The organism is Citrobacter sp. RHB21-C05 (assembly GCF_013889015.1).
GTDB lineage: Bacteria > Pseudomonadota > Gammaproteobacteria > Enterobacterales > Enterobacteriaceae > Citrobacter_A > Citrobacter_A sedlakii.
The window spans coordinates 2,872,514-2,893,800 of sequence record NZ_CP057611.1 but is presented as its reverse complement, the minus strand read 5'-3'; the positions used below and the strand labels follow the sequence as shown (position 1 = coordinate 2,893,800).

23 protein-coding genes and 1 pseudogene are annotated in these 21,287 nt (G+C 55.3%); 16 read left to right on the top strand and 8 right to left on the bottom strand.

Going from position 1 to position 21,287, the window contains the following annotated elements:
• The first annotated feature begins 8 nt into the window (after positions 1 to 8).
• The 4 genes from potH (at position 9) to rlmC (ending at position 3,551) form a co-directional block, all read left to right on the top strand.
• The gene (gene potH / locus HVX72_RS13925) at positions 9 to 962 is read left to right on the top strand and encodes a putrescine ABC transporter permease PotH (protein ID WP_181821651.1); all 954 of its coding nucleotides are present in this window, start codon (positions 9 to 11) and stop codon (positions 960 to 962) included.
• Positions 959 to 1,804: a putrescine ABC transporter permease PotI gene (gene potI / locus HVX72_RS13920; protein ID WP_042284946.1), complete on the top strand. Its 846-nt coding sequence runs from the start codon at positions 959 to 961 to the stop codon at positions 1,802 to 1,804. The genes potH and potI overlap by 4 nt, the downstream gene beginning before the upstream one ends.
• A gap of 17 nt (positions 1,805 to 1,821) precedes the next feature.
• Entirely contained in the window at positions 1,822 to 2,343 is a 522-nt protein-coding gene (locus HVX72_RS13915) for a YbjO family protein (protein ID WP_120714883.1), read from the top strand.
• Between the two features lie 77 nt (positions 2,344 to 2,420).
• Entirely contained in the window at positions 2,421 to 3,551 is a 1,131-nt protein-coding gene (rlmC, locus tag HVX72_RS13910) for a 23S rRNA (uracil(747)-C(5))-methyltransferase RlmC (RefSeq protein ID WP_181821649.1), read from the top strand.
• Between the two features lie 30 nt (positions 3,552 to 3,581).
• On the opposite strand, the gene artJ is transcribed toward rlmC, so the two are convergent.
• The 6 genes from artJ to HVX72_RS13880 form a co-directional block, all read right to left on the bottom strand.
• A complete protein-coding gene (artJ, locus tag HVX72_RS13905; RefSeq protein ID WP_042284939.1) occupies positions 3,582 to 4,313 on the bottom strand; it encodes an arginine ABC transporter substrate-binding protein ArtJ in 732 nt (243 codons plus the stop codon).
• 172 nt (positions 4,314 to 4,485) lie between these two features.
• Positions 4,486 to 5,154 (bottom strand): arginine ABC transporter permease ArtM, encoded by a 669-nt coding sequence (gene artM / locus HVX72_RS13900; protein ID WP_181821647.1) that lies wholly within the window; start codon positions 5,152 to 5,154, stop codon positions 4,486 to 4,488.
• The gene (artQ, locus tag HVX72_RS13895; protein WP_042284934.1) at positions 5,154 to 5,870 is read right to left on the bottom strand and encodes an arginine ABC transporter permease ArtQ; all 717 of its coding nucleotides are present in this window, start codon (positions 5,868 to 5,870) and stop codon (positions 5,154 to 5,156) included. Before artQ ends, artM begins: the two co-directional genes overlap by 1 nt.
• Before the next feature lie 6 nt (positions 5,871 to 5,876).
• Entirely contained in the window at positions 5,877 to 6,608 is a 732-nt protein-coding gene (artI, locus tag HVX72_RS13890; protein ID WP_060569877.1) for an arginine ABC transporter substrate-binding protein ArtI, read from the bottom strand.
• Positions 6,609 to 6,625: 17 nt separating this feature from the next.
• On the bottom strand, positions 6,626 to 7,354 hold the full coding sequence (artP, locus tag HVX72_RS13885; protein ID WP_042284928.1) for an arginine ABC transporter ATP-binding protein ArtP: 729 nt from the start codon (positions 7,352 to 7,354) through the stop codon (positions 6,626 to 6,628).
• Positions 7,355 to 7,629: 275 nt separating this feature from the next.
• Positions 7,630 to 8,145 carry a lipoprotein gene (locus HVX72_RS13880; RefSeq protein ID WP_181821639.1) on the bottom strand — a complete coding sequence of 172 codons (516 nt, stop codon included), beginning with the start codon at positions 8,143 to 8,145 and terminating at the stop codon, positions 7,630 to 7,632.
• A 155-nt stretch (positions 8,146 to 8,300) separates the two neighbouring features.
• Between HVX72_RS13880 and HVX72_RS13875 the strand changes: the two genes are divergently transcribed.
• The 3 genes from HVX72_RS13875 (at position 8,301) to HVX72_RS13865 (ending at position 10,356) form a co-directional block, all read left to right on the top strand.
• Positions 8,301 to 8,624 carry a heavy metal-binding domain-containing protein gene (locus HVX72_RS13875; protein WP_042284921.1) on the top strand — a complete coding sequence of 108 codons (324 nt, stop codon included), beginning with the start codon at positions 8,301 to 8,303 and terminating at the stop codon, positions 8,622 to 8,624.
• On the top strand, positions 8,621 to 9,451 hold the full coding sequence (locus HVX72_RS13870) for an N-acetylmuramoyl-L-alanine amidase (protein ID WP_181821637.1): 831 nt from the start codon (positions 8,621 to 8,623) through the stop codon (positions 9,449 to 9,451). The genes HVX72_RS13875 and HVX72_RS13870 overlap by 4 nt, the downstream gene beginning before the upstream one ends.
• A 281-nt stretch (positions 9,452 to 9,732) precedes the next feature.
• A complete protein-coding gene (locus HVX72_RS13865) occupies positions 9,733 to 10,356 on the top strand; it encodes a helix-turn-helix domain-containing protein (RefSeq protein ID WP_042284916.1) in 624 nt (207 codons plus the stop codon).
• An 86-nt stretch (positions 10,357 to 10,442) separates the two neighbouring features.
• Here the strand turns inward: HVX72_RS13865 and HVX72_RS13860 are convergent, their stop codons facing one another.
• Both HVX72_RS13860 and HVX72_RS13855 read right to left on the bottom strand, forming a co-directional pair.
• The gene (locus tag HVX72_RS13860; RefSeq protein WP_181821635.1) at positions 10,443 to 11,036 is read right to left on the bottom strand and encodes a hypothetical protein; all 594 of its coding nucleotides are present in this window, start codon (positions 11,034 to 11,036) and stop codon (positions 10,443 to 10,445) included.
• A complete protein-coding gene (locus HVX72_RS13855; protein ID WP_181821633.1) occupies positions 11,036 to 12,613 on the bottom strand; it encodes an ExeA family protein in 1,578 nt (525 codons plus the stop codon). The genes HVX72_RS13860 and HVX72_RS13855 overlap by 1 nt, the downstream gene beginning before the upstream one ends.
• A gap of 302 nt (positions 12,614 to 12,915) precedes the next feature.
• On the opposite strand from HVX72_RS13855, the gene gspC reads away from it, so the two are divergent.
• From gspC to gspK, 9 genes and pseudogenes are all read left to right on the top strand, one after another.
• On the top strand, positions 12,916 to 13,647 hold the full coding sequence (gene gspC / locus HVX72_RS13850; protein WP_042286188.1) for a type II secretion system protein GspC: 732 nt from the start codon (positions 12,916 to 12,918) through the stop codon (positions 13,645 to 13,647).
• A 13-nt stretch (positions 13,648 to 13,660) separates the two neighbouring features.
• A pseudogene (gene gspD, locus HVX72_RS13845) lies at positions 13,661 to 15,588 on the top strand (type II secretion system secretin GspD).
• A gap of 12 nt (positions 15,589 to 15,600) precedes the next feature.
• Complete coding sequence (gene gspE, locus HVX72_RS13840) at positions 15,601 to 17,079, top strand: type II secretion system ATPase GspE (protein WP_181821631.1); 1,479 nt, start codon at positions 15,601 to 15,603, stop codon at positions 17,077 to 17,079.
• Positions 17,079 to 18,287 carry a type II secretion system inner membrane protein GspF gene (gspF, locus tag HVX72_RS13835; protein WP_181821630.1) on the top strand — a complete coding sequence of 403 codons (1,209 nt, stop codon included), beginning with the start codon at positions 17,079 to 17,081 and terminating at the stop codon, positions 18,285 to 18,287. Before gspE ends, gspF begins: the two co-directional genes overlap by 1 nt.
• A gap of 2 nt (positions 18,288 to 18,289) precedes the next feature.
• Positions 18,290 to 18,739 carry a type II secretion system major pseudopilin GspG gene (gspG, locus tag HVX72_RS13830; RefSeq protein ID WP_082636807.1) on the top strand — a complete coding sequence of 150 codons (450 nt, stop codon included), beginning with the start codon at positions 18,290 to 18,292 and terminating at the stop codon, positions 18,737 to 18,739.
• Positions 18,739 to 19,224, top strand: coding sequence for a type II secretion system minor pseudopilin GspH (gene gspH, locus HVX72_RS13825; RefSeq protein ID WP_181821628.1), 486 nt, complete (start codon positions 18,739 to 18,741; stop codon positions 19,222 to 19,224). Before gspG ends, gspH begins: the two co-directional genes overlap by 1 nt.
• Positions 19,217 to 19,597 carry a type II secretion system minor pseudopilin GspI gene (gene gspI, locus HVX72_RS13820; protein ID WP_181821626.1) on the top strand — a complete coding sequence of 127 codons (381 nt, stop codon included), beginning with the start codon at positions 19,217 to 19,219 and terminating at the stop codon, positions 19,595 to 19,597. The genes gspH and gspI overlap by 8 nt, the downstream gene beginning before the upstream one ends.
• Complete coding sequence (locus HVX72_RS13815) at positions 19,594 to 20,271, top strand: type II secretion system protein GspJ (RefSeq protein ID WP_181821624.1); 678 nt, start codon at positions 19,594 to 19,596, stop codon at positions 20,269 to 20,271. The genes gspI and HVX72_RS13815 overlap by 4 nt, the downstream gene beginning before the upstream one ends.
• Positions 20,268 to 21,275 carry a type II secretion system minor pseudopilin GspK gene (gspK, locus tag HVX72_RS13810; RefSeq protein ID WP_181821622.1) on the top strand — a complete coding sequence of 336 codons (1,008 nt, stop codon included), beginning with the start codon at positions 20,268 to 20,270 and terminating at the stop codon, positions 21,273 to 21,275. The genes HVX72_RS13815 and gspK overlap by 4 nt, the downstream gene beginning before the upstream one ends.
• Positions 21,276 to 21,287 lie beyond the last annotated feature (12 nt).

Sequence of the window (21,287 nt, the reverse complement as noted above, 5' to 3'; positions counted from 1 at the left end):
GAGCGAAAATGAGTACACTTGAACCTGCGGCACGCGGAGAAAAGCCTGGCGGTTTGCGGCTGTGGCTGGCGCGCGTGCAGATGAATCACGGGCGTAAACTGGTCATTGCGCTGCCTTACGTCTGGCTGATCCTGCTGTTCCTGCTGCCGTTTCTGATCGTCTTTAAAATCAGCCTTGCGGAAATGGCGAGGGCGATCCCGCCGTACACCGAGCTGATGGCGTGGGCTGACGGGCAGCTGGCGATCACCCTTAACCTCGGTAACTTCCTGCAGTTGACCGACGATCCGCTTTATTTTGACGCCTATTTGCAGTCGCTACAGGTCGCGGGCATCTCCACCCTGTGCTGCTTGCTGCTGGGATACCCGCTGGCGTGGGCGGTGGCCCACAGCAAGCCGTCGACGCGAAATATCCTGCTGCTGTTAGTGATCCTGCCGTCGTGGACCTCGTTTCTTATTCGCGTCTATGCGTGGATGGGGATCCTGAAAAATAACGGTGTGTTAAACAACTTTCTGCTGTGGCTTGGCGTCATCGACCAGCCGTTGACCATCCTGCATACCAACCTGGCCGTCTATATCGGCATCGTGTATGCCTATCTGCCGTTTATGGTCTTGCCGATCTACACCGCTCTGACGCGCATTGACTATTCGCTGGTGGAAGCCTCGCTCGATCTCGGCGCCCGCCCGCTGAAAACCTTTTTTAGCGTGATCGTGCCGCTGACCAAAGGCGGCATTATTGCCGGTTCCATGCTGGTGTTTATTCCGGCTGTCGGCGAGTTTGTCATTCCTGAGCTGCTCGGCGGGCCGGACAGCATCATGATTGGTCGCGTGCTGTGGCAGGAATTCTTTAACAACCGTGACTGGCCGGTGGCCTCTGCGGTGGCGATCGTGATGTTGCTGCTGCTGATCGTTCCGATCATGTGGTTCCACAAGCACCAGCAAAAAAGCGGAGGCGTCCACGGATGAACAATTTGCCGGTAATACGTTCGCCCTGGCGCATCGTGATTCTGGTGCTGGGGTTTACGTTTCTGTATGCGCCGATGCTGATGCTGGTGATCTACTCGTTTAACAGCTCTAAACTGGTGACGGTATGGGCGGGGTGGTCGACGCGCTGGTACGGCGAGCTGTTTCGCGATGACGCCATGATGAGCGCCGTGGGCTTAAGCCTGACGATAGCCGCCTGCGCGGCGACAATGGCGGTGATCCTGGGCACCATTGCCGCTGTCGTTCTGGTGCGTTTTGGTCGTTTTCGCGGCGCCAACGGTTTCGCCTTTATGATTACTGCGCCGCTGGTAATGCCGGACGTCATTACCGGGCTTTCGTTGCTGTTGCTGTTTGTCGCGCTCGCCCACGCCATCGGCTGGCCGTCCGACCGCGGAATGTTGACCATCTGGCTGGCGCACGTCACCTTCTGTACCGCCTACGTGGCGGTGGTGATCTCCTCGCGCCTGCGGGAACTGGATCGATCTATTGAAGAGGCGGCGATGGATCTCGGCGCGACGCCGCTGAAGGTGTTCTTCGTGATCACCTTACCGATGATCATGCCTGCCATCGTCTCCGGCTGGCTGTTGGCGTTTACGCTGTCGCTTGACGATCTGGTGATCGCCAGCTTTGTTTCTGGTCCCGGCGCGACGACCTTGCCGATGCTGGTGTTCTCCAGCGTGCGCATGGGAGTGAACCCGGAAATCAACGCTCTGGCTACGTTGATCCTCGGGGTGGTCGGAATTGTCGGATTTATCGCCTGGTATCTGATGGCGCGCACGGAAAAACAGCGAATCCGCGATATCCAGCGTGCAAGACGCGGCTGAAGCAATTAAAATTTCCAGTGAAGTGCCGCGCATGTCGCGGCACTGTTTTTCAGGGAAGTCACACATTGGGATTCTTCAAAAAAACGTCCTCATCACACGCCCGTTTAAATGTGCCCGCGCTGGTGCAGGTGGCGGCGCTCGCCATTATAATGATCCGTTGCCTCGACGTGCTGATGATATTCAATACGCTCGGCATTCGGGGGCTTGGCGAATTTATCCATCGCAGCGTGCAAACATGGAGTCTGACGCTGGTTTTTTTGAGCAGCCTGGTGCTGGTGTTTATTGAGATCTGGTGCGCATTTTCGCTGGTAAAAGGGCGCAACTGGGCGCGCTGGATTTATTTACTAACCCAGGTGACCGCCGCGGGCTATTTATGGGCAGCCTCATTAGGCTACGGGTATCCGGAGTTATTCAGCATCGCCGGTGAGTCAAAACGGGAAATTCTGCATACCCTGGTGATGCAAAAGCTGCCGGACATGTTGGTGCTTTGCCTGCTGTTTGTTCCGGCCACCAGCCGCCGGTTCTTCCAGCTCCAGTAAAAACGGCGTCCTGGCGCGACCTACAAATGCCCGAATAATGTGTATAATCGTCGCCCCGAACATCTGAAGGTTTCCGTATGTATTGCGCACTTTATGACGCCGGCCGCTGCCGCTCCTGCCCGTGGATCACGCAGCCGGTTGACGTTCAACTCTCCGCCAAAACAGCCGATCTCAACAATCTGCTTGCCGGTTTCCCGGTGGGGGAGTGGCGCGCGCCAGTCAGCGGGCCGGAACAAGGCTTTCGCAATAAAGCCAAGATGGTGGTCAGCGGCAGCGTGGAAAAACCGCTGCTCGGGATGCTGCACCGCGACGGCACGCCGGAAGATCTCTGCGACTGTCCGCTTTATCCGCCGTCGTTTGCTGCCGTTTTCGCCGCCCTCAAGCCGTTTATTGCCCGGGCGGGCTTAACGCCCTACAACGTGGCGCGTAAGCGTGGCGAGCTGAAATATATATTGCTTACCGAAAGCCAGTACGATGGCGGCATGATGCTGCGCTTTGTGCTGCGTTCAGAAACCAAGCTGGCGCAACTGCGCGCCGCGTTGCCCTCGCTGCAGGCGCAACTGCCGCAGCTTAAGGTCATCAGCGTCAACCTGCAGCCTGTGCACATGGCGATTATGGAAGGGGAGACGGAGATCTTCCTGACTGAACCGTCGTCGCTGGCGGAGCGTTTAAACGACGTTCCGCTGTGGATCCGTCCACAAAGTTTTTTCCAGACCAACCCGACGGTGGCAAGCCAGCTCTATGCTACCGCCCGTGACTGGGTGCGCCAGCTCCCGGTAAACCATATGTGGGATCTGTTCTGCGGCGTCGGCGGCTTTGGGCTGCACTGCGCCACGCCTGAGATGCGGCTAACCGGGATTGAAATCTCCCCAGAGGCGATTGCCTGCGCGAAGCAGTCGGCGAAAGAGCTCGGTTTAACGAATCTGCATTTTCAGGCGCTGGACTCCACGCAGTTCGCTACCGCTCAGGAGAGCGCCCCGCAACTGGTGCTGGTGAATCCGCCGCGTCGCGGGATTGGCAAAGCGCTATGCGATTATCTCAGCGAGATGGCCCCGCCGTTTATCATCTACTCAAGTTGTAACGCCCGTACGATGGCAAAAGACATTGCGGATTTACCGGGTTATCGTCCCGAACGCGTGCAGCTTTTCGATATGTTCCCTCATACCGCCCATTATGAAGTGCTGACGCTGCTGGTGCGGAATGCATAAATAACGGCCCGCATTGCGGGCCGTAAATCATTATTGCGGGAACCACTGGTCGTTGATTTTCTGCCAGGTGCCGTCCGCCTTAATGGCGGTCAGCGCGGCGTTCAGTTTCTCTAACAGGGCTTTATTATCCGGGCGAACGGCGATGCCCAGACCGGTGCCGAAATACTGGGGATCGGTCACTTTTTCTGTTCCTGGCCCTAACTGCGGGTTGCTCTTCAGCCATTCGTTGACCACAGCGGTATCGCCGAATACGCCGTCGATACGGCCATTTTTCAGGTCGATAATCGCGTTCTGGTAGCTGTCATAGGCGACAGTTTTGACTTCCGGGTGCTTGTCCTGAAGGTATTTCTGATGCGTGGTGCCGTTTTCCATGCCAATACGTTTGCCTTTCAGGTCGGCAAAGGTTTTATACGCATCTTTCCTGGCAATCACCAGCGCGGAGTTGGCGTAGTAAGGTTGGGTAAAGGCGACCTGTTTGCTCCGCTCCGGCGTAATATCCATACCGGAAATGACGGCATCATATTTTCTGAATTTCAGCGCCGGGATCAGGCTGTCAAAGGCATGATTGGTAAAGGTACATTCTGCCTGCATCTGCTTACATAAGGCTTTTGCCAGATCGAGATCGAAGCCGACGATTTGGTTATTGGCGTCCATGGATTCAAACGGGGGATAGGTGGCGGAAACCCCGAAGCTGATTTTTTCTGCGGCAGACGCGCCGACAGCGAAAGAGGCAAGCAATGCGGCCAGAACTAACTTTTTCATGGTTGAACTCCCGTTATGATGAAGCGCCGTTTCTGCGGCATGGAATTACAATGCCAGCATTTGAATTTGTATGCAATATAAATGATTAAATATTTTATACGGGAATAAAAAAAACGGACAGGTTAGCAACTTGTCCGTTTTCTGTATTCAGATTTATGCACTTTCTGAACGGTTAATTCCGGCGTTCAAACGCCAGCGCTTTACGTTCGATCAAGCGCATCATCAGCGTCAAAAGACCATTAACGATGAGGTAAATGACGCCTGCCGCGCCAAATACCATCACGTCGTAGGTGCGCCCGTACATGAGCTGGCTGTAACCCATCACCTCCATCAGCGTAATGGTGTAAGCCAGCGAGGTGCTCTTAAACACCAGCACCACTTCGTTAGAATACGAGGAGAGGGCGCGTTTAAAGGCATAAGGCAGCAGAATCGCCAGTGTGTCTTTTTTGCTCATCCCCAGCGCGCCGCAGGACTGCCACTGGCCTTCCGGGATTGCGCGAATCGCACCGTAAAACAACTGTGTGGTGTAAGCGGCGCTGTTCAGCGATAGCGCAATCAGCGCGCACAGCCACGGCTCGGACAGCAGATGCCAGAGAACCGGATACTCCTGCAAAGACGGAAACTGTCCCGGTCCGTAGTAGATCAGGAAGATCTGCACCAGCAGCGGCGTGCCGGTAAACAGCGTGATATAGCCGCGCACCAGCCAGACCACCCCCGGCGTTTTCAGCGTCAGAACGATGGTGAAAATCAGCGACAGGAGCAGCGCAACGACAATGGATGCCACCGTCAGCGTCAGGCTGGTATGCAGCCCTTTTAACAGTTCAGGTAAATACTCAAACATCAGCCCGGTCTCCGCTCAAAACGTGTCGCGCGCAGGTCAATGCGTTTGAGAATGTACTGACTTATCAGGGTGATCACCAGATAGATCGCCGCGGCAATAATATACCAGTTAAACGGCTCCTGGGTGCGTGTCGCAATGCTCTTGGTTTGCAGCATCAGGTCATTGACGCTGATCAGACTGACCAGCGCGGTGTCCTTCAGCAGCACCAACCACTGGTTACCCAGACCAGGCAGGGCATGACGCCACATTTGCGGCATCACCAGGCGGAAGAAGATCGCCGCTTTCGACAGCCCCAGCGCCTGGCCGGACTCCCACTGCCCAATCGGTACCGCTTTCAGCGCGCCGCGCAGGGTTTGCGAAGCATACGCCGCATACAGCAGCGAAAGGGCAATTACGCCACACAGGAACGGGCTGACGTCGAAGTTTTCGATCTCCATTTGTATCGGGATCTGCACGACGCCCAGATTAACGGTAAAGCCGTCAGAGAGCGTCAGCAGCAGTTGAGAGGAGCCGAAATAAATAAACAGCACCACCAGAATTTCCGGCAGGCCGCGTAAAATCGTCACCAGCGCTGAGCCGGTCCACGCGACCGGACGCCATTTAACTGACTCCCAGACGGCGAAAAACATCGCCAACGCAAGGCCGAGGATCAGCGCGCAAACGGCAAGGCCGACGGTCATCCCGGCGGCGCTTGCTAACGGAAAAAATTCGTTCATCAAGGCTTACTTCTGGAACCATTTGTTATAGATGGTTTCGTAAGTGCCATCTTTTTTCACTTTTTCCAGCGCAGCGTTAAATTTCTGCTGCAGCTCGGTGTTGCCCTGACGGACAGCGATGCCGAGGCCGGTGCCGAAGTAGTCTTTATCCGTCACTTTGTCGCCAACCGCCGCCAGCTTCGGATTATCCTTCAGCCATTCGGTAACCACCGCGGTGTCGCCGAATACGCCGTCAATACGTCCGTTTTGCAGATCCAGCTTCGCGTTCTGATAGCTGTCGTAAGGAACGGTCGTAATTTCCGGGTGCTTATCCATAATGAACTTCTGGTGAGTGGTGCCGTTCTGCACGCCCACTTTTTTGCCTTTCAACTGATCCACGCTGGAGAATTTACCCTGCTGGCCAATAAACAGCGCGGAGTTGTCATAATACGGCGTGGTGAACAGCACCTGTTTTTCGCGCTCCGGCGTGATGTCCATCCCGGCCATAACCGCATCGAAGCGGCGGAACTTCAGACTGGGGATCAGGCTGTCAAACGCCTGGTTGGTGAACGTACAGGTGGCGTCAATCTCTTTACACAGCGCATTGGCCAGGTCGACGTCGAAACCGACGATTTTGTTATTCGCATCCATCGACTCGAACGGAGGGTAGGATGCTTCGGTCGCAAAACGAATGGTCTGTGCTGCTGTTGCAGAAAGGCTAAAGCCAGCGATAAGCGCGGCAATCAGAACTTTTTTCATTGTCGTTGTCCCGAATCTTAGTGAGAGAGATAGTTTTTAAACGCATCGGTCTGCGGGTTGGCGAAGCACCCCGCATCACCCAGCTCGACGATGTGACCGTTTTCCATATACACCACGCGGCTGGCGGTTTTCCGCGCCACTTCCACTTCGTGCGTCACGATCACCTGAGTAATGTTCGTTTCCGCCAGTTCACGAATGATACTGACGATTTGCGCGGTGATTTCCGGATCCAGCGCGGCTGTGGGTTCGTCAAACAGCAACACCTGCGGTTCCATCATCAGCGCGCGGGCGATGGCGACGCGCTGCTGCTGGCCGCCAGAAAGGTGCAAGGGATAACGATCGCTGTAGGGCTTCAGACGCAGGCGTTCCAGCAGCTTCTCCGCACGGGCTAAGGCCTGATCTTTCGTCAGCCCGAGCACGCGGCAGGGCGCTTCGATAAGGTTCTGCTGTACGGTCAGATGCGGCCACAGATTGTACTGCTGAAAGACCATGCCGACATTCTGGCGCAGATCGCGAATGGCTTTGTCTGACGGCGTCTTGCGGAAGTCGAAATGGTTGCCCGCAATGTCCAGCGTACCGGACCGCGGCATCTCCAGAAGGTTGAGTACGCGCAGCAGCGAGCTTTTACCCGCCCCGCTTGGGCCAAGCAACACCAGCGTTTCGCCCTGCGGGCAATCCAGCGTGATATCGAACAGCGCCTGATGCGCGCCGTAGAAGCAGTTAATGCCGTTTAATTGAATACTCATTGATACTCGTATACTGGCCGTCTGATAGCTATTGAAGCCGCAGATAGTACCTTTGGCAGAATAGTTATGCAATATTTATGCTTTAAAAGTTAAATATAGCGCGCATTTCCCCTTAAACATAGCACAAAATAGCGGCGGCAAGATGGCGCAAGCACGATTGTCGGCATTCTGTGAAGAATGCCAGACAATTTACGCGAGAAAGGAAAAAAATGATGTGGGACTGCGTGTAGCCCGGATAAAACAATGCGCAGCCATCCGGCCTGTAACGTCAAAAATTAACGGTTCTCAACCGACTGGCGCAGGGTTCCGGCTGGCGCATGGACGCTGCCGCCGAGGTAGCGCACATCGTCAATCACCCAGCACTGACCTTGGTGAATCATCAATACTTCATCCTGCCAGCGCTGCTCGCCCTGTTTCAGCTCTACGCGCAGCGGAATATTGCGCGCGTCCCGGTTCGGAATGGTCGACGCGCTGGCGACGTTTGCGCTGTCCGGCGGCGTTGCGCGGCTGGAGAAGGGATCGCTGCTCAAAAGCTGACGATGCTGGCCGTCGCGGCTGGCGTCAGACAGCAGTTTCGCCAGGTTATCGCTCAGGTATGGGCGCAGGGCGGTAAGGTCATTGCTGCGGTGCTGAATGCGATAGTCATAGAATTGTTGAGCCACATCGTCCGGGCCTCCCTCCACGCAGGCGCCTGCACGCGGTCCGTTATCTTTGTAGGCCGGCGTGACGGTGGTGCAGGCACTGAGAAGCAGCGCGCAGGGGATAAGCAGGGAGAGTTTCGAATAGCGCATAGTGATTTCCTTATAAGCTTCTGCTAATAGTCTTCTACATTATTCAGTTATAACCTTTCAATAATAGTGTATCGGTCTGATAATGCTTTTGCGATCGTGCGCTTATGCCCCGATCCCTTATGATTTTGCCAATGGCTGAGTAAAGGAGCGTAATTATGCAGTTTTCAACCACCCCCACTCTGGAAGGACAAAGCATCGTGGAATACTGCGGTGTGGTCACGGGCGAAGCCATTTTAGGCGCAAACATCTTCCGTGATTTTTTTGCCGGTATCCGCGATATCGTTGGCGGACGTTCCGGCGCCTATGAAAAAGAGCTGCGAAAAGCGCGGGAAATCGCCTTTGAAGAGCTGGGGGATCAGGCAAAAGCGCTGGGCGCCGATGCGGTGGTCGGTATTGATATCGACTATGAAACCGTGGGCAAAGACGGCAGTATGCTGATGGTCAGCGTGAGCGGCACGGCGGTAAAAACGCGCCGATGAGAGCGTTACTGTCGCTGGCGGCCGCCGCGCTGCTGCTGACCGGCTGCGCGAGCGAAAAAGGGATTGTCGACAAAGACGGATACCAGCTCGACACGCGCCATCAGGCGCAGGCGGCTTATCCACGCATCAAGGTGCTGGTGATCCACTACACAGCGGATGACTTTGACACCTCGCTGGCGACGCTGACGGACAAAAATGTCAGCTCGCATTACCTGATCCCGTCGGCGCCACCGCGGTACCGGGGGAAGCCGCGTATCTGGCAACTGGTGCCGGAACAGGAGCTGGCCTGGCATGCAGGCGTCAGTTTCTGGCGCGGCGCGACGCGCATCAACGACACCTCAATCGGTATCGAGCTGGAAAACCGCGGCTGGCGGATGTCGGCGGGCGAGAAATACTTTGCGCCATTTGAACCGGCGCAGATACAGGCGCTGATACCGCTGGCGAAAGAGATCGTCTCCCGTTACGACATTAAGCCGCAGAACGTGGTGGCGCACGCGGATATCGCGCCGCAGCGTAAGGACGATCCTGGCCCGCTGTTTCCCTGGCAGCAGCTTGCGGAGCAAGGGATAGGCGCCTGGCCGGACCCGCAGCGAGTGGAATTTTATCTTGCCGGACGTGCGCCGCATACGCCTGTCGATCCCGCAAGCGTGCTGGACCTACTGGCGCGCTATGGTTACGAAGTCACGCCTGATATGACCGGGCGCGAGCAGCGGCGGGTGATCATGGCCTTTCAGATGCATTTCCGCCCGTCGCTATGGAATGGCGTCGCGGATGCCCAAACCCAGGCGATTGCCGAGGCGCTGTTAGAGAAATACGGGCAGGGATAGGCGCAGACTGCGCGACAGAGCCGCCCCTCCTGGTTTTTCTGGTGGGATTAATCCTAGGTTAAAAGTCAATTAATCTATGATTAATTGACTTTATATTGGTCTCATTTATGATTGATTTCGTCTTCAGGATGCTTTTCAAAATATTATAAATCTATTATTTCTTCTCTTTTTTATTTCTTTTACTTGCCTTTTGGGAACCAGGAACGATTCAGTTGTTTATAAACCGCATTTCTGCGGTGGTTAAGCACACGTATTATCAATATTCTGCGTAAGGTATAACAATGTTAAGTATATACGGTAAAAAAACACGTCCCCATACCGAAATGGGGTGCATTATTTCCGCCACTGAAGGGTATGAAGAAAGAAAACTGAAAAAATGGCAGAAAATTACTACCGACGATCCGGATTATATTCATATTATTATTAGCGGGCAGGTTGAATTTCGCCGGGTCTCGGACGAATTGTGTATGTTTACGTTGCAGGGACAGTGCATTTTTGGCCTTTCCGCGATGTTCTATCAGTCTCCCCACATGTATGGTCTGGCGCGCTCTAACACGGTTGTTCGCTCCATCAGGAAAGAGGCGTTCTTCCAGCTTTTGACCGAAAATAATTTATGGCCAGAATTGACGAAAGTCTTATCCTGGTACATTTGTCTGTTAAGCAAACGCGATGATATGCTGGTCGCCCGCAATGCTTATTCCGTCATCCGTGAGTTCCTGATTGAAATCAATGCGCTGATTACCCACCATGATTATGATATTAACGTTTATGATTATATTCAGGAATACACCAACTTTGCCCGTAGCACGATCATCAAAATACTGTCTGATCTGAAAAAAGGTAATTATATTGTTATAGAAAAGGGACGCTTAATTACAATGAAAGCGTTGCCTGAAAAATACTAATATCCTCCCTGGAGTCTCCCTTCATGAAACGGAAGTGGAGGCTTTTTTAGTCCTTCTGCACTGTAAATCATTCATCATATCAATCATCAGGCGTCGTCAGGCAGCGGTTGGCCCCGGGCATTTTGGGGTGTCTGCGCCATCCTGCGCGTTTTCCGCATGGCGTCATAGTCGTTCAGCGTCTCATCCTCGGGGGGAGGCGGTACCTTTCCCTGCTGATAGTCCGCTTTTTGTTCCTGTAGCGCTTGCAGGAAGCGTTCCTGCAAGGACGACGTCTGGTTTTCTGTACCCGGCAGCGCCACAGCGGATAATTCGCCGTCATGCGCCTGCCGCCAGTCGTCATCGGCTTGCCACAACGCATCGTCCTGTACAGGCGGAAGTGCCTGCGCCGCCGGAAGCGGTTCAGGTTTTGGCGGTGGGAACGGCTTCGAAACGTACACATAATGCATATCAGACGGGTGTACGTCGGGGTTAACCACCTTCACTGGCTTTGGCGGCGGCGCAGGGTGTCGGCATTGCCAGTAAATATGCGCATACAGTCCGGCAACGACAAAAGCGAACAGCGTCATGAGCCAGAACAGGGTCTGAAAGACTTTTTTCCGGATAGTGGGCAGGCGGTAGGAAAAATAGACCGCCTCGCCGGTCGCAAAGCTGCGTTGAGCAGCAAGACAAATGGTGGACATTATTGCGGCTTCCCTTGCGTTTTCGCTGGCGGATTTACCGTTGCGGTTTGCGTCACGACGCCAGGCGTACTGTTGGCGGCACGCATCAGCTGCATCAGCGTCTCTTCGCCGACGATGCCGTCAACGTGCAGTCCCGTTTTCCCCTGAAATTCGCGGGTACGTCTGGCGAGATCGGCAGTCCAGCCCTGCGCGTGGGTGACGGGCTCGTGCAGCAACTGACTCAGTTCCTGATCCAGCCAGTTCAAATCCGTTTTGCCGCTGGCGGCGGTGATTGCATCTTTCCCCTGCGGCGTTAAGCGGTGCAGCAGGGTGTAATTGCCGGTGGTATGCTGATTAAACCAGCGTTTGCTCACCTGCCAGGTACGGTTGTTGACCAGCAGATCGAGAGTGTCTTTTTCTACCCGCGCCACGACGGCATAGTTCAGGTGATCGCCGGTTTTGAGCTCGCCGATCCACGGATATCCCGCTTTCTCCAGCGCCGCCAGCGACGCATTTCCCTGCCGGCACATCAGGTTTACCCGTCCGGCGTTCTGGCATAACGCATCGTTTGCCGAGGCGTCATATCCCCACATGGTGTATAGCTGATGCATAGCATCCGGCAGATTCACTACGTCGCGTTCAATCGTCGGTTCCCGGGGGCCGTCTGTCTTCGGTTGCGTTTTATGCCAGGCGACAGGCACCGGCAGGGGGACGGGAAGATGCGCCGTCAGCGCGGAAGAGAAATACCCGGCGCAGCAGGCGAACGCCACCGAGGTCAGCAGACCCATGGCGGCGAACCGGCGACCGCGCGGCCTGGCGGGAATGATTTCGCCTGCGGCTAAACGTAAATGACGCGGTGAAACGGTGGCCGCGCGTTCGGTCCAGGCCGCGAGCATCGCCAGGTGCGCCAGCTTGTTCAACTGGCTCACCTGGCCTCTGGTCAGCGCGTGCATCCGTCGCACACGGGCGGGCGTCAACGGCGACGTCTCCGCCTGATGCGCTTCGGTCTGCACCTCGACGTAGGCATGGAATTCGCCGCAGGTTAGCGGGCGCAGCGTATGGCAGGTATGAACCCGTGAGCGCAGCCCGGAGTGGTTGAGCAGGCGTGACTCTTGTTCGGGGCTGCCGGTCAGCAGGATGGTCAGCGGGAAGCCGGACTCTTCGGCACGCACCAGCAGCATCGCCAGCACGTCCCAGCAGTTGTCCTTGATCGCTTCCGCCGTGGAGATCATCAGCAGCTTGCCTTTCTGGCGTCGCGAAGGCGATTCTTCCTGCCAGAGACGCAGCACAGCATCTACGGCGTGTAATTTATTCTTGCTCGTTTGCGTGGCCGGATTGAGCTTGTACAGCAGGGTATTGCCGCTCAGCTTCGGAAAGGCGTTGAGGGTTTGTGCGCACGGGTGCTGTTCGCGCAAATTTTCAATGAACGCACTGAGCAATTCCGGCTCGGCGGAAAACAGGCCCATCATGCCCGGAGTCTTTATTTTCGCCAGCAACAGACCAAAAATATCCTGGAGATACGGAATTAAAAACATCCCCGGACGTCGGGTCACGCTGCCATACGGCTGGCTGGTAAATTTAAAATGGTTCAGATACATGATGACTCACGGCGCACTTGGCTTTCAAAAACATTGGCGAAAAAATAAAGGAAGGGCGATGGCTGAGCAAACTCTGTACAGGAGAAAATGAACCTCATTTTTTTCGGGTTAGCATCAACCTAAAAAAGCGTCAACGATTTTTTCCTGTAAAGTTGCTGATATTGCAGATGGTCGCTGTTCAATCTTCTCAGTAGTATTCATTTCACATATTGGCGCAGCCCGATGCTGCGAAATTCAGTGTTATTTAAGGCAGTTGAAGAATGAGGATGCAACTTTATTCCAGACTGATTGCACCCTGCGTGATGTTTCTCTTGCTAATATTTAGCGGGCATCAGGGGTATGTCGTCTATAAAGATTATAGAAAAGTTACGAATAAGTTAGATGCCGCCAAAAATAAAGTGCGGAATACGCGTGACACAGAAAAGGAATTTGCCCTGTTTCAGCCTGCCGTCTGGCAAGCGAATTCTCCCGTGGCAGTAAAGACCCCGTTGTCCGCAGAAATTGAGGGCATCGTCAGTAGCGATGAAAAATGGCTCTCTTTTGCCGTTATCAAAACACCGGCAGGACAAAAAAGTTATCGCGAAGGTGAAACGCTGGTGGGCTTTAATGATGCGTACCTTGAGGAAATTAACAATGATAATGTGGTGGTTAATTACGAAGGTACTACGCAAGTACTGGCGCTAAAAAAGCCGGACTACTTTAAAGGCGGCGTAGAGAGCGGACCGGTGGCAAAACCTACCGCGGACGCAGGCGCGGAAAGCTTGCATCTTAACGATCGGTTGGTGTTGAAACCGCATATTGAAAAAGGTCAGCTGGAAGGCTACGAAATTAATCCCCGCGACGCCTCGCCCTTTTTTCACGACATGGGGCTAAAAAAGGGCGATGTGGTTGTAAGAGTTAATTCTGTTGACATGACTCAGGCCGCACAGGCCAAAAGTATTATCGCCAACTGGTCAACGATGAAACAGGCGGCAATAGTGGTGAAACGGAATACGCACCTGGAAAATATTCAGGTTAATGTTTTAAATAATTAACAAGTGAACGATCATGAAGAAATTTCCCTGGGCGTGTGTGACGCTGACAACCCTGGCTTTATACTCCGGGTCGCTATTTGCTGCGAATTTTAGCGCCAGTTTTAAAAACACCGATATCCGTGAGTTTATCGATACGGTAGGTCGTAATCTGAATAAAACGATTCTTGTCGATCCTTCCGTACAGGGAAATGTATCGGTCCGTACGTATAACGTATTAACGGAAGAAGAATACTATCAGTTCTTTCTTAGCGTCCTGGACCTGTATGGCCTTTCCGTTATTCCGATGGATAACGGCATGATAAAAGTGGTGCGGTCTGCGGTGGCAAGAACCGCAGGCGCGCCGATTGCCGACAGCCAAAATCCGGGCAAAGGCGATGAAATAATTACCCGCGTGGTGCGCATGGAAAACGTGCCGGTACGCGAACTGGCGCCGCTGCTTCGCCAGCTTAATGACGCCACCGGGATCGGCAACGTGGTGCATTTCGAACCCTCTAACGTGCTGCTGCTGACCGGCAAAGCTTCGGTAGTGAACCGGCTGGTGGATCTGGTGCAGCGCGTGGATCGTTCCGGCGTGCAGCGCCGCGAAATCGTTCCGCTGCACTATGCTTCCGCCAAAGAACTTTCGGACATGTTGAATAACCTCAACAACGAAGAACAAAAAGGGCAGAACGCGCCGCAGCTGGCTACCAAAGTGGTCTCTGATGATGAAACCAACAGCCTGGTGATCAGCGGCAGCGAAGAGGCGCGCACGCGTACGCGCGCGCTGATCGCCCAGTTGGATCGCGAGCAAAGTAACGAAGGCAATACCCGCGTCTTTTATCTCAAATATGCTAACGCCGCGAAGGTGGTGCCTGTGCTCACCGGCATTGGCGAGCAGTTGAAGGACAAGCCGGGGGCCACGAAAAGTAAAACGGCCACCGCCAATAACGAACTGAACATTACCGCCGACGAGTCCACCAACTCGCTGGTGATTACCGCCCAGCCTAACGTAATGAACTCGCTGGAAAAGTGATCGATAAGCTGGACATCCGCCGTCCGCAGGTGCTGGTGGAAGCGATCATCGCCGAAGTGCAGGATGGCGCGGGAACCGATCTCGGCGTGCAGTGGACAGGGAAACACGGCGGAGTACAGTTTGGCGCAACCGGCCTGCCAATCAGTCAAATTAAAGACGGCAGTATGAAAGGGGTGAGCTTCACCGGGATGGCGACCGGCTTCTTCAACGGCGACTTTGGCGCGCTGATGACCGCGCTGTCCACCAACGGCAAAAACGACATTCTGTCCACGCCGAGCGTGGTGACGCTGGATAACAAAGAAGCGTCATTTAACGTTGGGCAGGACGTGCCGGTGCTGTCGGGATCGCAGACCACCACGGGCGACAATGTGTTTAACACCGTTGAGCGTAAAACCGTCGGTACCAAACTCAAGATCCTGCCGCAGATTAACGACGGCGACATGATTCACATGAAGATTGAGCAAGAAGTCTCCAGTGTGGATGCCAGCTCTACCGAGGATTCTTCGTTAGGCCCAACGTTTAATACCCGCACTATCAATAACGAAGTGATGGTGCACAGCGGACAAACAGTGGTACTGGGCGGCCTTATTGAGAACGTCACCAAGCAGAACGTTTCGAAGGTGCCGCTGCTGGGCGACATTCCGCTGGTTGGACAACTGTTCCGCTATACCTCCCAGGATACCTCTAAGCGTAACCTGATGGTGTTTATCCATACCACCGTGTTGCGCGACGACGACAACTACAGCGCGGCGTCGAAAGAGAAATACGACCAGGTTCGCGCCCGTCAGCTGCAGCGTATGGAAGAGAAAAAACTGGGTATTCTGGAGCCGGGCGACAACGCTGTTTTACCCGCGTTTCCGACTCCCGACGCCGCGCCAGTGAAAACCCGCGCCACGCCGTCCACCTCCCGCAACCCGTTTAAAGAATAAGGCGGAGGCGGCATGGACGAACTCAGCAAACAGTTATGCAGCAGCAGCTTCGCCAAAGATAACGGCGTGCTGATCCATAACAACACAGTGTATATCCGTGAAAACGCGCCTGCGTTTGCGTTGCTGGAAATGCGGCGGGCGCTGGGCTATGCCTTCACCCCAACGGTGGTGACGGCAGAGGCGTTCGACGAAATGCTGGCGAAAATCTGGCAGCAGAACAGCGGCGTGTCGCAGCAGTTGGTTGATGATATGGACGCGGATATCGATCTGATGGCGCTCACCGAGGAGATCCCGGACAACGAAGATCTGCTTGATAATGACGAAAATTCACCGGTGATCCGTCTGATCAACGCCATTCTTGGCGAAGCGGTGAAAGACGGCGCGTCGGATATCCATATCGAAACCTTCGAACGCACATTGAGCATCCGGTTTCGCGTCGACGGCGTCCTGCGCCCAGTGTTACAGCCCGCGCGCAAGCTGGCGCCGCTGCTGGTGTCACGTATCAAAGTCATGTCAAAGCTCGATATCGCCGAGAAACGTCTGCCGCAGGATGGCCGTATCTCTTTGCGGATCGGGCGTAAAGCGGTGGATGTGCGTGTTTCCACTATTCCATCGCAGTACGGCGAGCGCGTGGTGATGCGTTTGCTGGACAAAAGCAATCTTAAGCCGGATATCAACAAACTCGGGCTGATCGAGGAGGAACTGGTCAGGCTGAAAGGGCTGATCGCGCGTCCGCACGGCATTATCCTGGTCACCGGGCCGACGGGGTCCGGTAAAAGCACCACGTTGTACGCCATTTTGTCGGCGCTCAACGGTCATGAACGCAACATTCTGACCGTCGAAGACCCGATCGAATACGAGCTGGAAGGGGTGGGGCAGACCCAGGTCAACCCGCGCGTGGACATGACCTTTGCCCGCGGCCTGCGCGCAATCCTGCGTCAGGATCCGGATGTGGTGATGATCGGGGAAATTCGTGACGGCGAAACCGCGCAGATCGCGGTGCAGGCGTCGCTGACCGGTCATCTGGTCATGTCTACGCTGCACACCAACAGCGCGGCGGGGGCGATTACCCGTTTGCGCGATATGGGGCTGGAGTCGTTTTTAATTGGTTCATCGCTTCTTGGCGTCATTGCCCAGCGTCTGGTTCGCCGGTTGTGCCCCCACTGCCGGCAAAGCAGTCCGCTGGAAGACAATGAAAAAGCGCTGTTCACGTTTATGGAAAAACCACCGAAGGCGATTTATCGCGCAGTGGGCTGTGAACAGTGCCGCCAGAGCGGTTACCAGGGACGCGCCGGGATCCATGAATTTCTGGTGGTCGACAGCGCCATGCGTCGCGCTATTCACGAAGACCAGGATGAAATGTCCATCGAGACGCAGATGTTTAAAGAGGCCTGGAGTCTGCGCGAGAACGGTCTGCTGAAGGTGATTTCCGGCGTCACATCGCTGGAAGAGGTGATGCGCGTCACCGCCGAGCGCGGAGGAGACGAATAATGGCATGGTATGCCTGGACCGCCACCGACGCCGCCGGGAAAACCCGGCGCGGCACGCTGCAGGCCGACGGACCGAAACAGGTTCGCCAGACCCTGCGTGAGCAAAAGCTGATGCCGGTGACCATCACCGTTACCCGCGAACAGGCAGCCGGGAATAGCGCCCGAAAAGGGGTGAAACTCGCCACGCCGGTGCTGTCGATGTTTACCCGTCAACTGTCGACGCTGGTGAACGCCGCGCTACCGCTGGAAAGCGCGTTGAAGGCGATTGCCAGGCAGACGGAAGACAAAAAGCTGGCGGCGATGGTCACTGACATCCGCGAAAAGGTGGTGGAAGGGCACACCTTGTTCGACGCGTTTAGCCAGTATTCCCGCACCTTTGACAAGCTTTACTGCACCCTGGTGATGGCGGGCGAAAAAACCGGCCATCTGGGTGATGTGCTGGAAAAGCTGGCGGAGTACAACGAACAACGACAAAAAATGAAAAGCAAGTTGTCGCAGGCAATGGTGTATCCCATCACCCTGACGGTGGTGGCGATTGCGGTCATCTCCATACTGCTGGTGGCGGTAGTGCCGCAGGTGATCGAACAGTTTGTCCACATGAAACAGCAATTGCCGATCACCACCCGCACGCTGATCGCGGTGAGCGACTTTTTGCAGGCTTACGGCATGGTGATCGGCGGCGGCTTGGTGGGCGGGGGTGTCGGTTTTAAGGCCTGGCTTAAAAAAGAGAGCAACCGCTTTGTTTATCACCGCTGGCTGGTGAACGGCTCGCCGCTGAAAAAACTGGTCTGCGCCATTAACAGCGCCCGCTACATCCGCACGCTGAGCATCCTTCAGGCCAGCAGCGTCCCGCTGCTGGAAGGGATGTATATCGCGATGGACGGGATTGAAAACCTGTATGCCCGGCAGGCGCTGGAGCAGGCGGCGGACACGGTACGCCAGGGCGCGTCGTTATATAACGCGCTGGAACAGGCGAAATTATTTCCGCCAACCATGTTGTACATGATCGCCTCCGGCGAAGAGAGCGGCGAACTCGGCGGATTAATGGATCGGGCAGCGGAAAACCAGGAATCTGCATTACAACATCGAATTACATTAACGCTGTCGGTATTTGAACCGGCACTGGTGGTGACAATGGCGACAGTGGTTTTATTTATCGTGCTGTCAATATTACAGCCGCTTCTTCAGCTCAATAATATGGTGGGTTAATTATGTCTGTAAAAAGAAAAAACCTGACGCGTCAGGCCGGGTTTACTTTGCTCGAATTAATGGTGGTGATCGTCATCCTTGGCGTTCTGGCAAGCATGGTGGTGCCAAACCTGATGGGAAATAAAGAGAAAGCCGATACCCAGAAGGCGACCAGCGACATTGTGGCGCTGGAGGGATCGCTGGATATGTACAAGCTGGATAACCACCGTTATCCCACCAGCGAACAGGGCCTGCAGGCACTGGTGACGAAGCCGGAAATCGCGCCAATTCCGAACGGCTATCGTACTGACGGTTATATTCGTCGCCTGCCGCAGGATCCGTGGGGCAATGATTATATTCTCGTCAGTCCGGGCGAGCACGGCGCGGTAGATATCTTTTCGCCGGGGCCGGATGCCGAAGCGAACACTGCCGATGATATTACGAACTGGTCGTTAGATAACAAAGATAAGTGATGAAAAAACAGCGTGGGTTTACATTGCTGGAAATTATTCTGGCGCTGGTGATATTTGCCAGCTGCGCCATGATGGTCGTGTCGACGATTCCATCGCGCAGTGGTGCGGATATATTTGGCCAGCAAATAAAATCTCTCGTTGAATACGGTTCCGACCGCGCGGTAATGGACGGCACTATTATCGGGCTGGTCATAACGCCATCGGAATATCAACTTGTCGCCCCGGCCGAAAAAAATGGCGAACGGCGCTGGGAACCGCTCACCGCCGGGCGTATTTACACTCACGGCCAGTTTCCGGAAACGATGCATATCTCCCTTTCGCCACAGCGTCTGGCGGCGACGGTAACGTCCGAACCGCAGGTAATATTTTTACCCGACGGGGAGATGTCCCGCTTTCGTCTGACCCTGCAAAGTGACGACAAACAGCACCATTTTAGCGTGGTGTCGCAGGGCGCCTCGCCGGTGTCGGTAGAGAATAATGACTAAACGTAGGATGAAAGAGCAGGGGATGACGCTGCTGGAAGTCATGGTGGCGTTGGTGATTTTCTCCACCGCGGCGCTGGCGCTTATGAATTCCGTTTCGCTGAACGTGCGCTTTACCCACGGCCTGGCGGACACGCTGCAGGCCAGTTGGGTGGCGGAAAATCAACTGGCCGAAGCGCAGCTGGAAAAGCGCCCGTTTCCTGATGCCGCTGAAAAAGGCGACGAAACGATGGGCGGACGCACCTGGAGCTGGCAGATCCAGCGGGTGAAAAAAGACAACAAGGTGTTTGCCAACGACATTGCGGTTTATGCCGAAGGCGACGAAAGCCAGCCGGTGATCGTCCTGAGCATCATTCCGCCGGAGGACACGCCATGAGTAAGCGACTCCCGCGTCAGCAGGGCTTTACCCTGCTGGAGATCATGATTGCCCTGACCATTTTTGCGGTGATCAGCATCCTGGCATGGCAAATACTCGACGGCGCGATGCGCACCACGACGGCAACGGACACCGCGGCGACGAAGCTCAATCAGCTACAGCGCGCCTATAACCTGCTGGAGCGCGATTTCTTCCAGCTTCAGGCGCGCGCGCCGCGCAATGAACCGGAGGTGTTTCGACAGGATGGGAACGCCGTTGAACTCAGTACCCTGAGCGCCTTGAGCGGCGATGTCCGGCTGGAGCGCGTGCGCTGGCGGCTGGAGGAGCACCGCCTGTGGCGCGACGTCTGGCCGGCGATCGACAGCCCTTCCCGCGCCAAACCGGAAGAGGTGCCCATTTTAAGCGACGTGAAAGAGATGCGCTGGCGCTTCTGGCGTCAGGATTGGCAGGACGCCTGGACGGACCCCGCTCACCAGCCAGACGGCGTGGAGCTGACGCTGACGATGACAAACGGCGAAACCTGGCGCTGGGTGTTTCTCACCCCCGGGGAGATGCCGGAAATTCAGTTAGCGAAAAAGCCGGAAGCGCCAGCGGACGTCGCGTCGCCGCCAACCTCTCCCGCAGCGGAGGTCGCGACGCCTGCCGCCGCCGTACCGACCGGAGAGGCAAAATGAAAACAGACAAACAGCGCGGCGTCGCGCTGCTGGTGGTGCTGATCCTGTTGGTCATGATGTCCGCGCTGGCGGCAAAAATCAGCCAGCAGTTCTGTCGCAATTTGCAGAAAACCCGATATCAGGTGAGCCAGCAGCAGTTGCGCTGGGCGATGCAACGCCAGGATGAGGTGATTAAAGATCGTCTGCAAACCCTCACCAGCGGTGAAAGCAAAGGGCTTTCACCAGAGGGCGAATGGCGCGAGCCGCTGGAAACCCAGGGGGAATACTACACGGTGGTCAGCCAGATTGAGGACGCCCGGCGCTGCTTCAATGTCAACAGCCTGCTGGCGGAAGAAAAAACGGCGACGGCCACAGATGCCGCCGCGTTGCCGACGAAACCGGTCAAAGAGCAAATTATTGAACAACTGCTGGCCGACAGTGGTGTCAGCACTGTGGCCGCAGAAGAGGTGTATCAACAACTGGTGGATTACCTCGACGGTGACAGTATCACGGCGAAAGAGGGGCAGGAGAACGATGCGTGGGCCGGCGCGCTGCCGGAGCGGCTTCCTGCGAACCAGATGATGCGTACTATCGGTGAGATCACACAGCTACCGGCGTTTCCGCCTGCGGCCTGGCCCAAAGCCAGCACCCTGCTGTGCGCCCTGCCGGACGCCGATGGCACGGTCGATGTGAACACCCTTAAGCCTGAGCAGGCGACGCTATTGTCGGCGCTGTTCCTCGGAAAACTGAGTGAAGATGACGCGTCGCGCTTGCTTGCTTCCCGTCCGCAAGAGGGGTGGGAGTCGGTCGAGGCTTTCAGCAAGGAATTAGAAACAAACTACCCGCAGAGCAAAGAAGTTCTGACCCAGGTTCAGGAATTTATCGCGGTGAACAGCAACGATTTCCGGGTTAACAGCACCGGGAATACCGATGATTTAACGCTGCGCGTTGTCAGCCAACTGCACGTTGATAAGGAAGCCGGGAAGGTTACGACCTGGCAACGCCGCTACCGAATAATGGAATAAGAAGAGTCATAG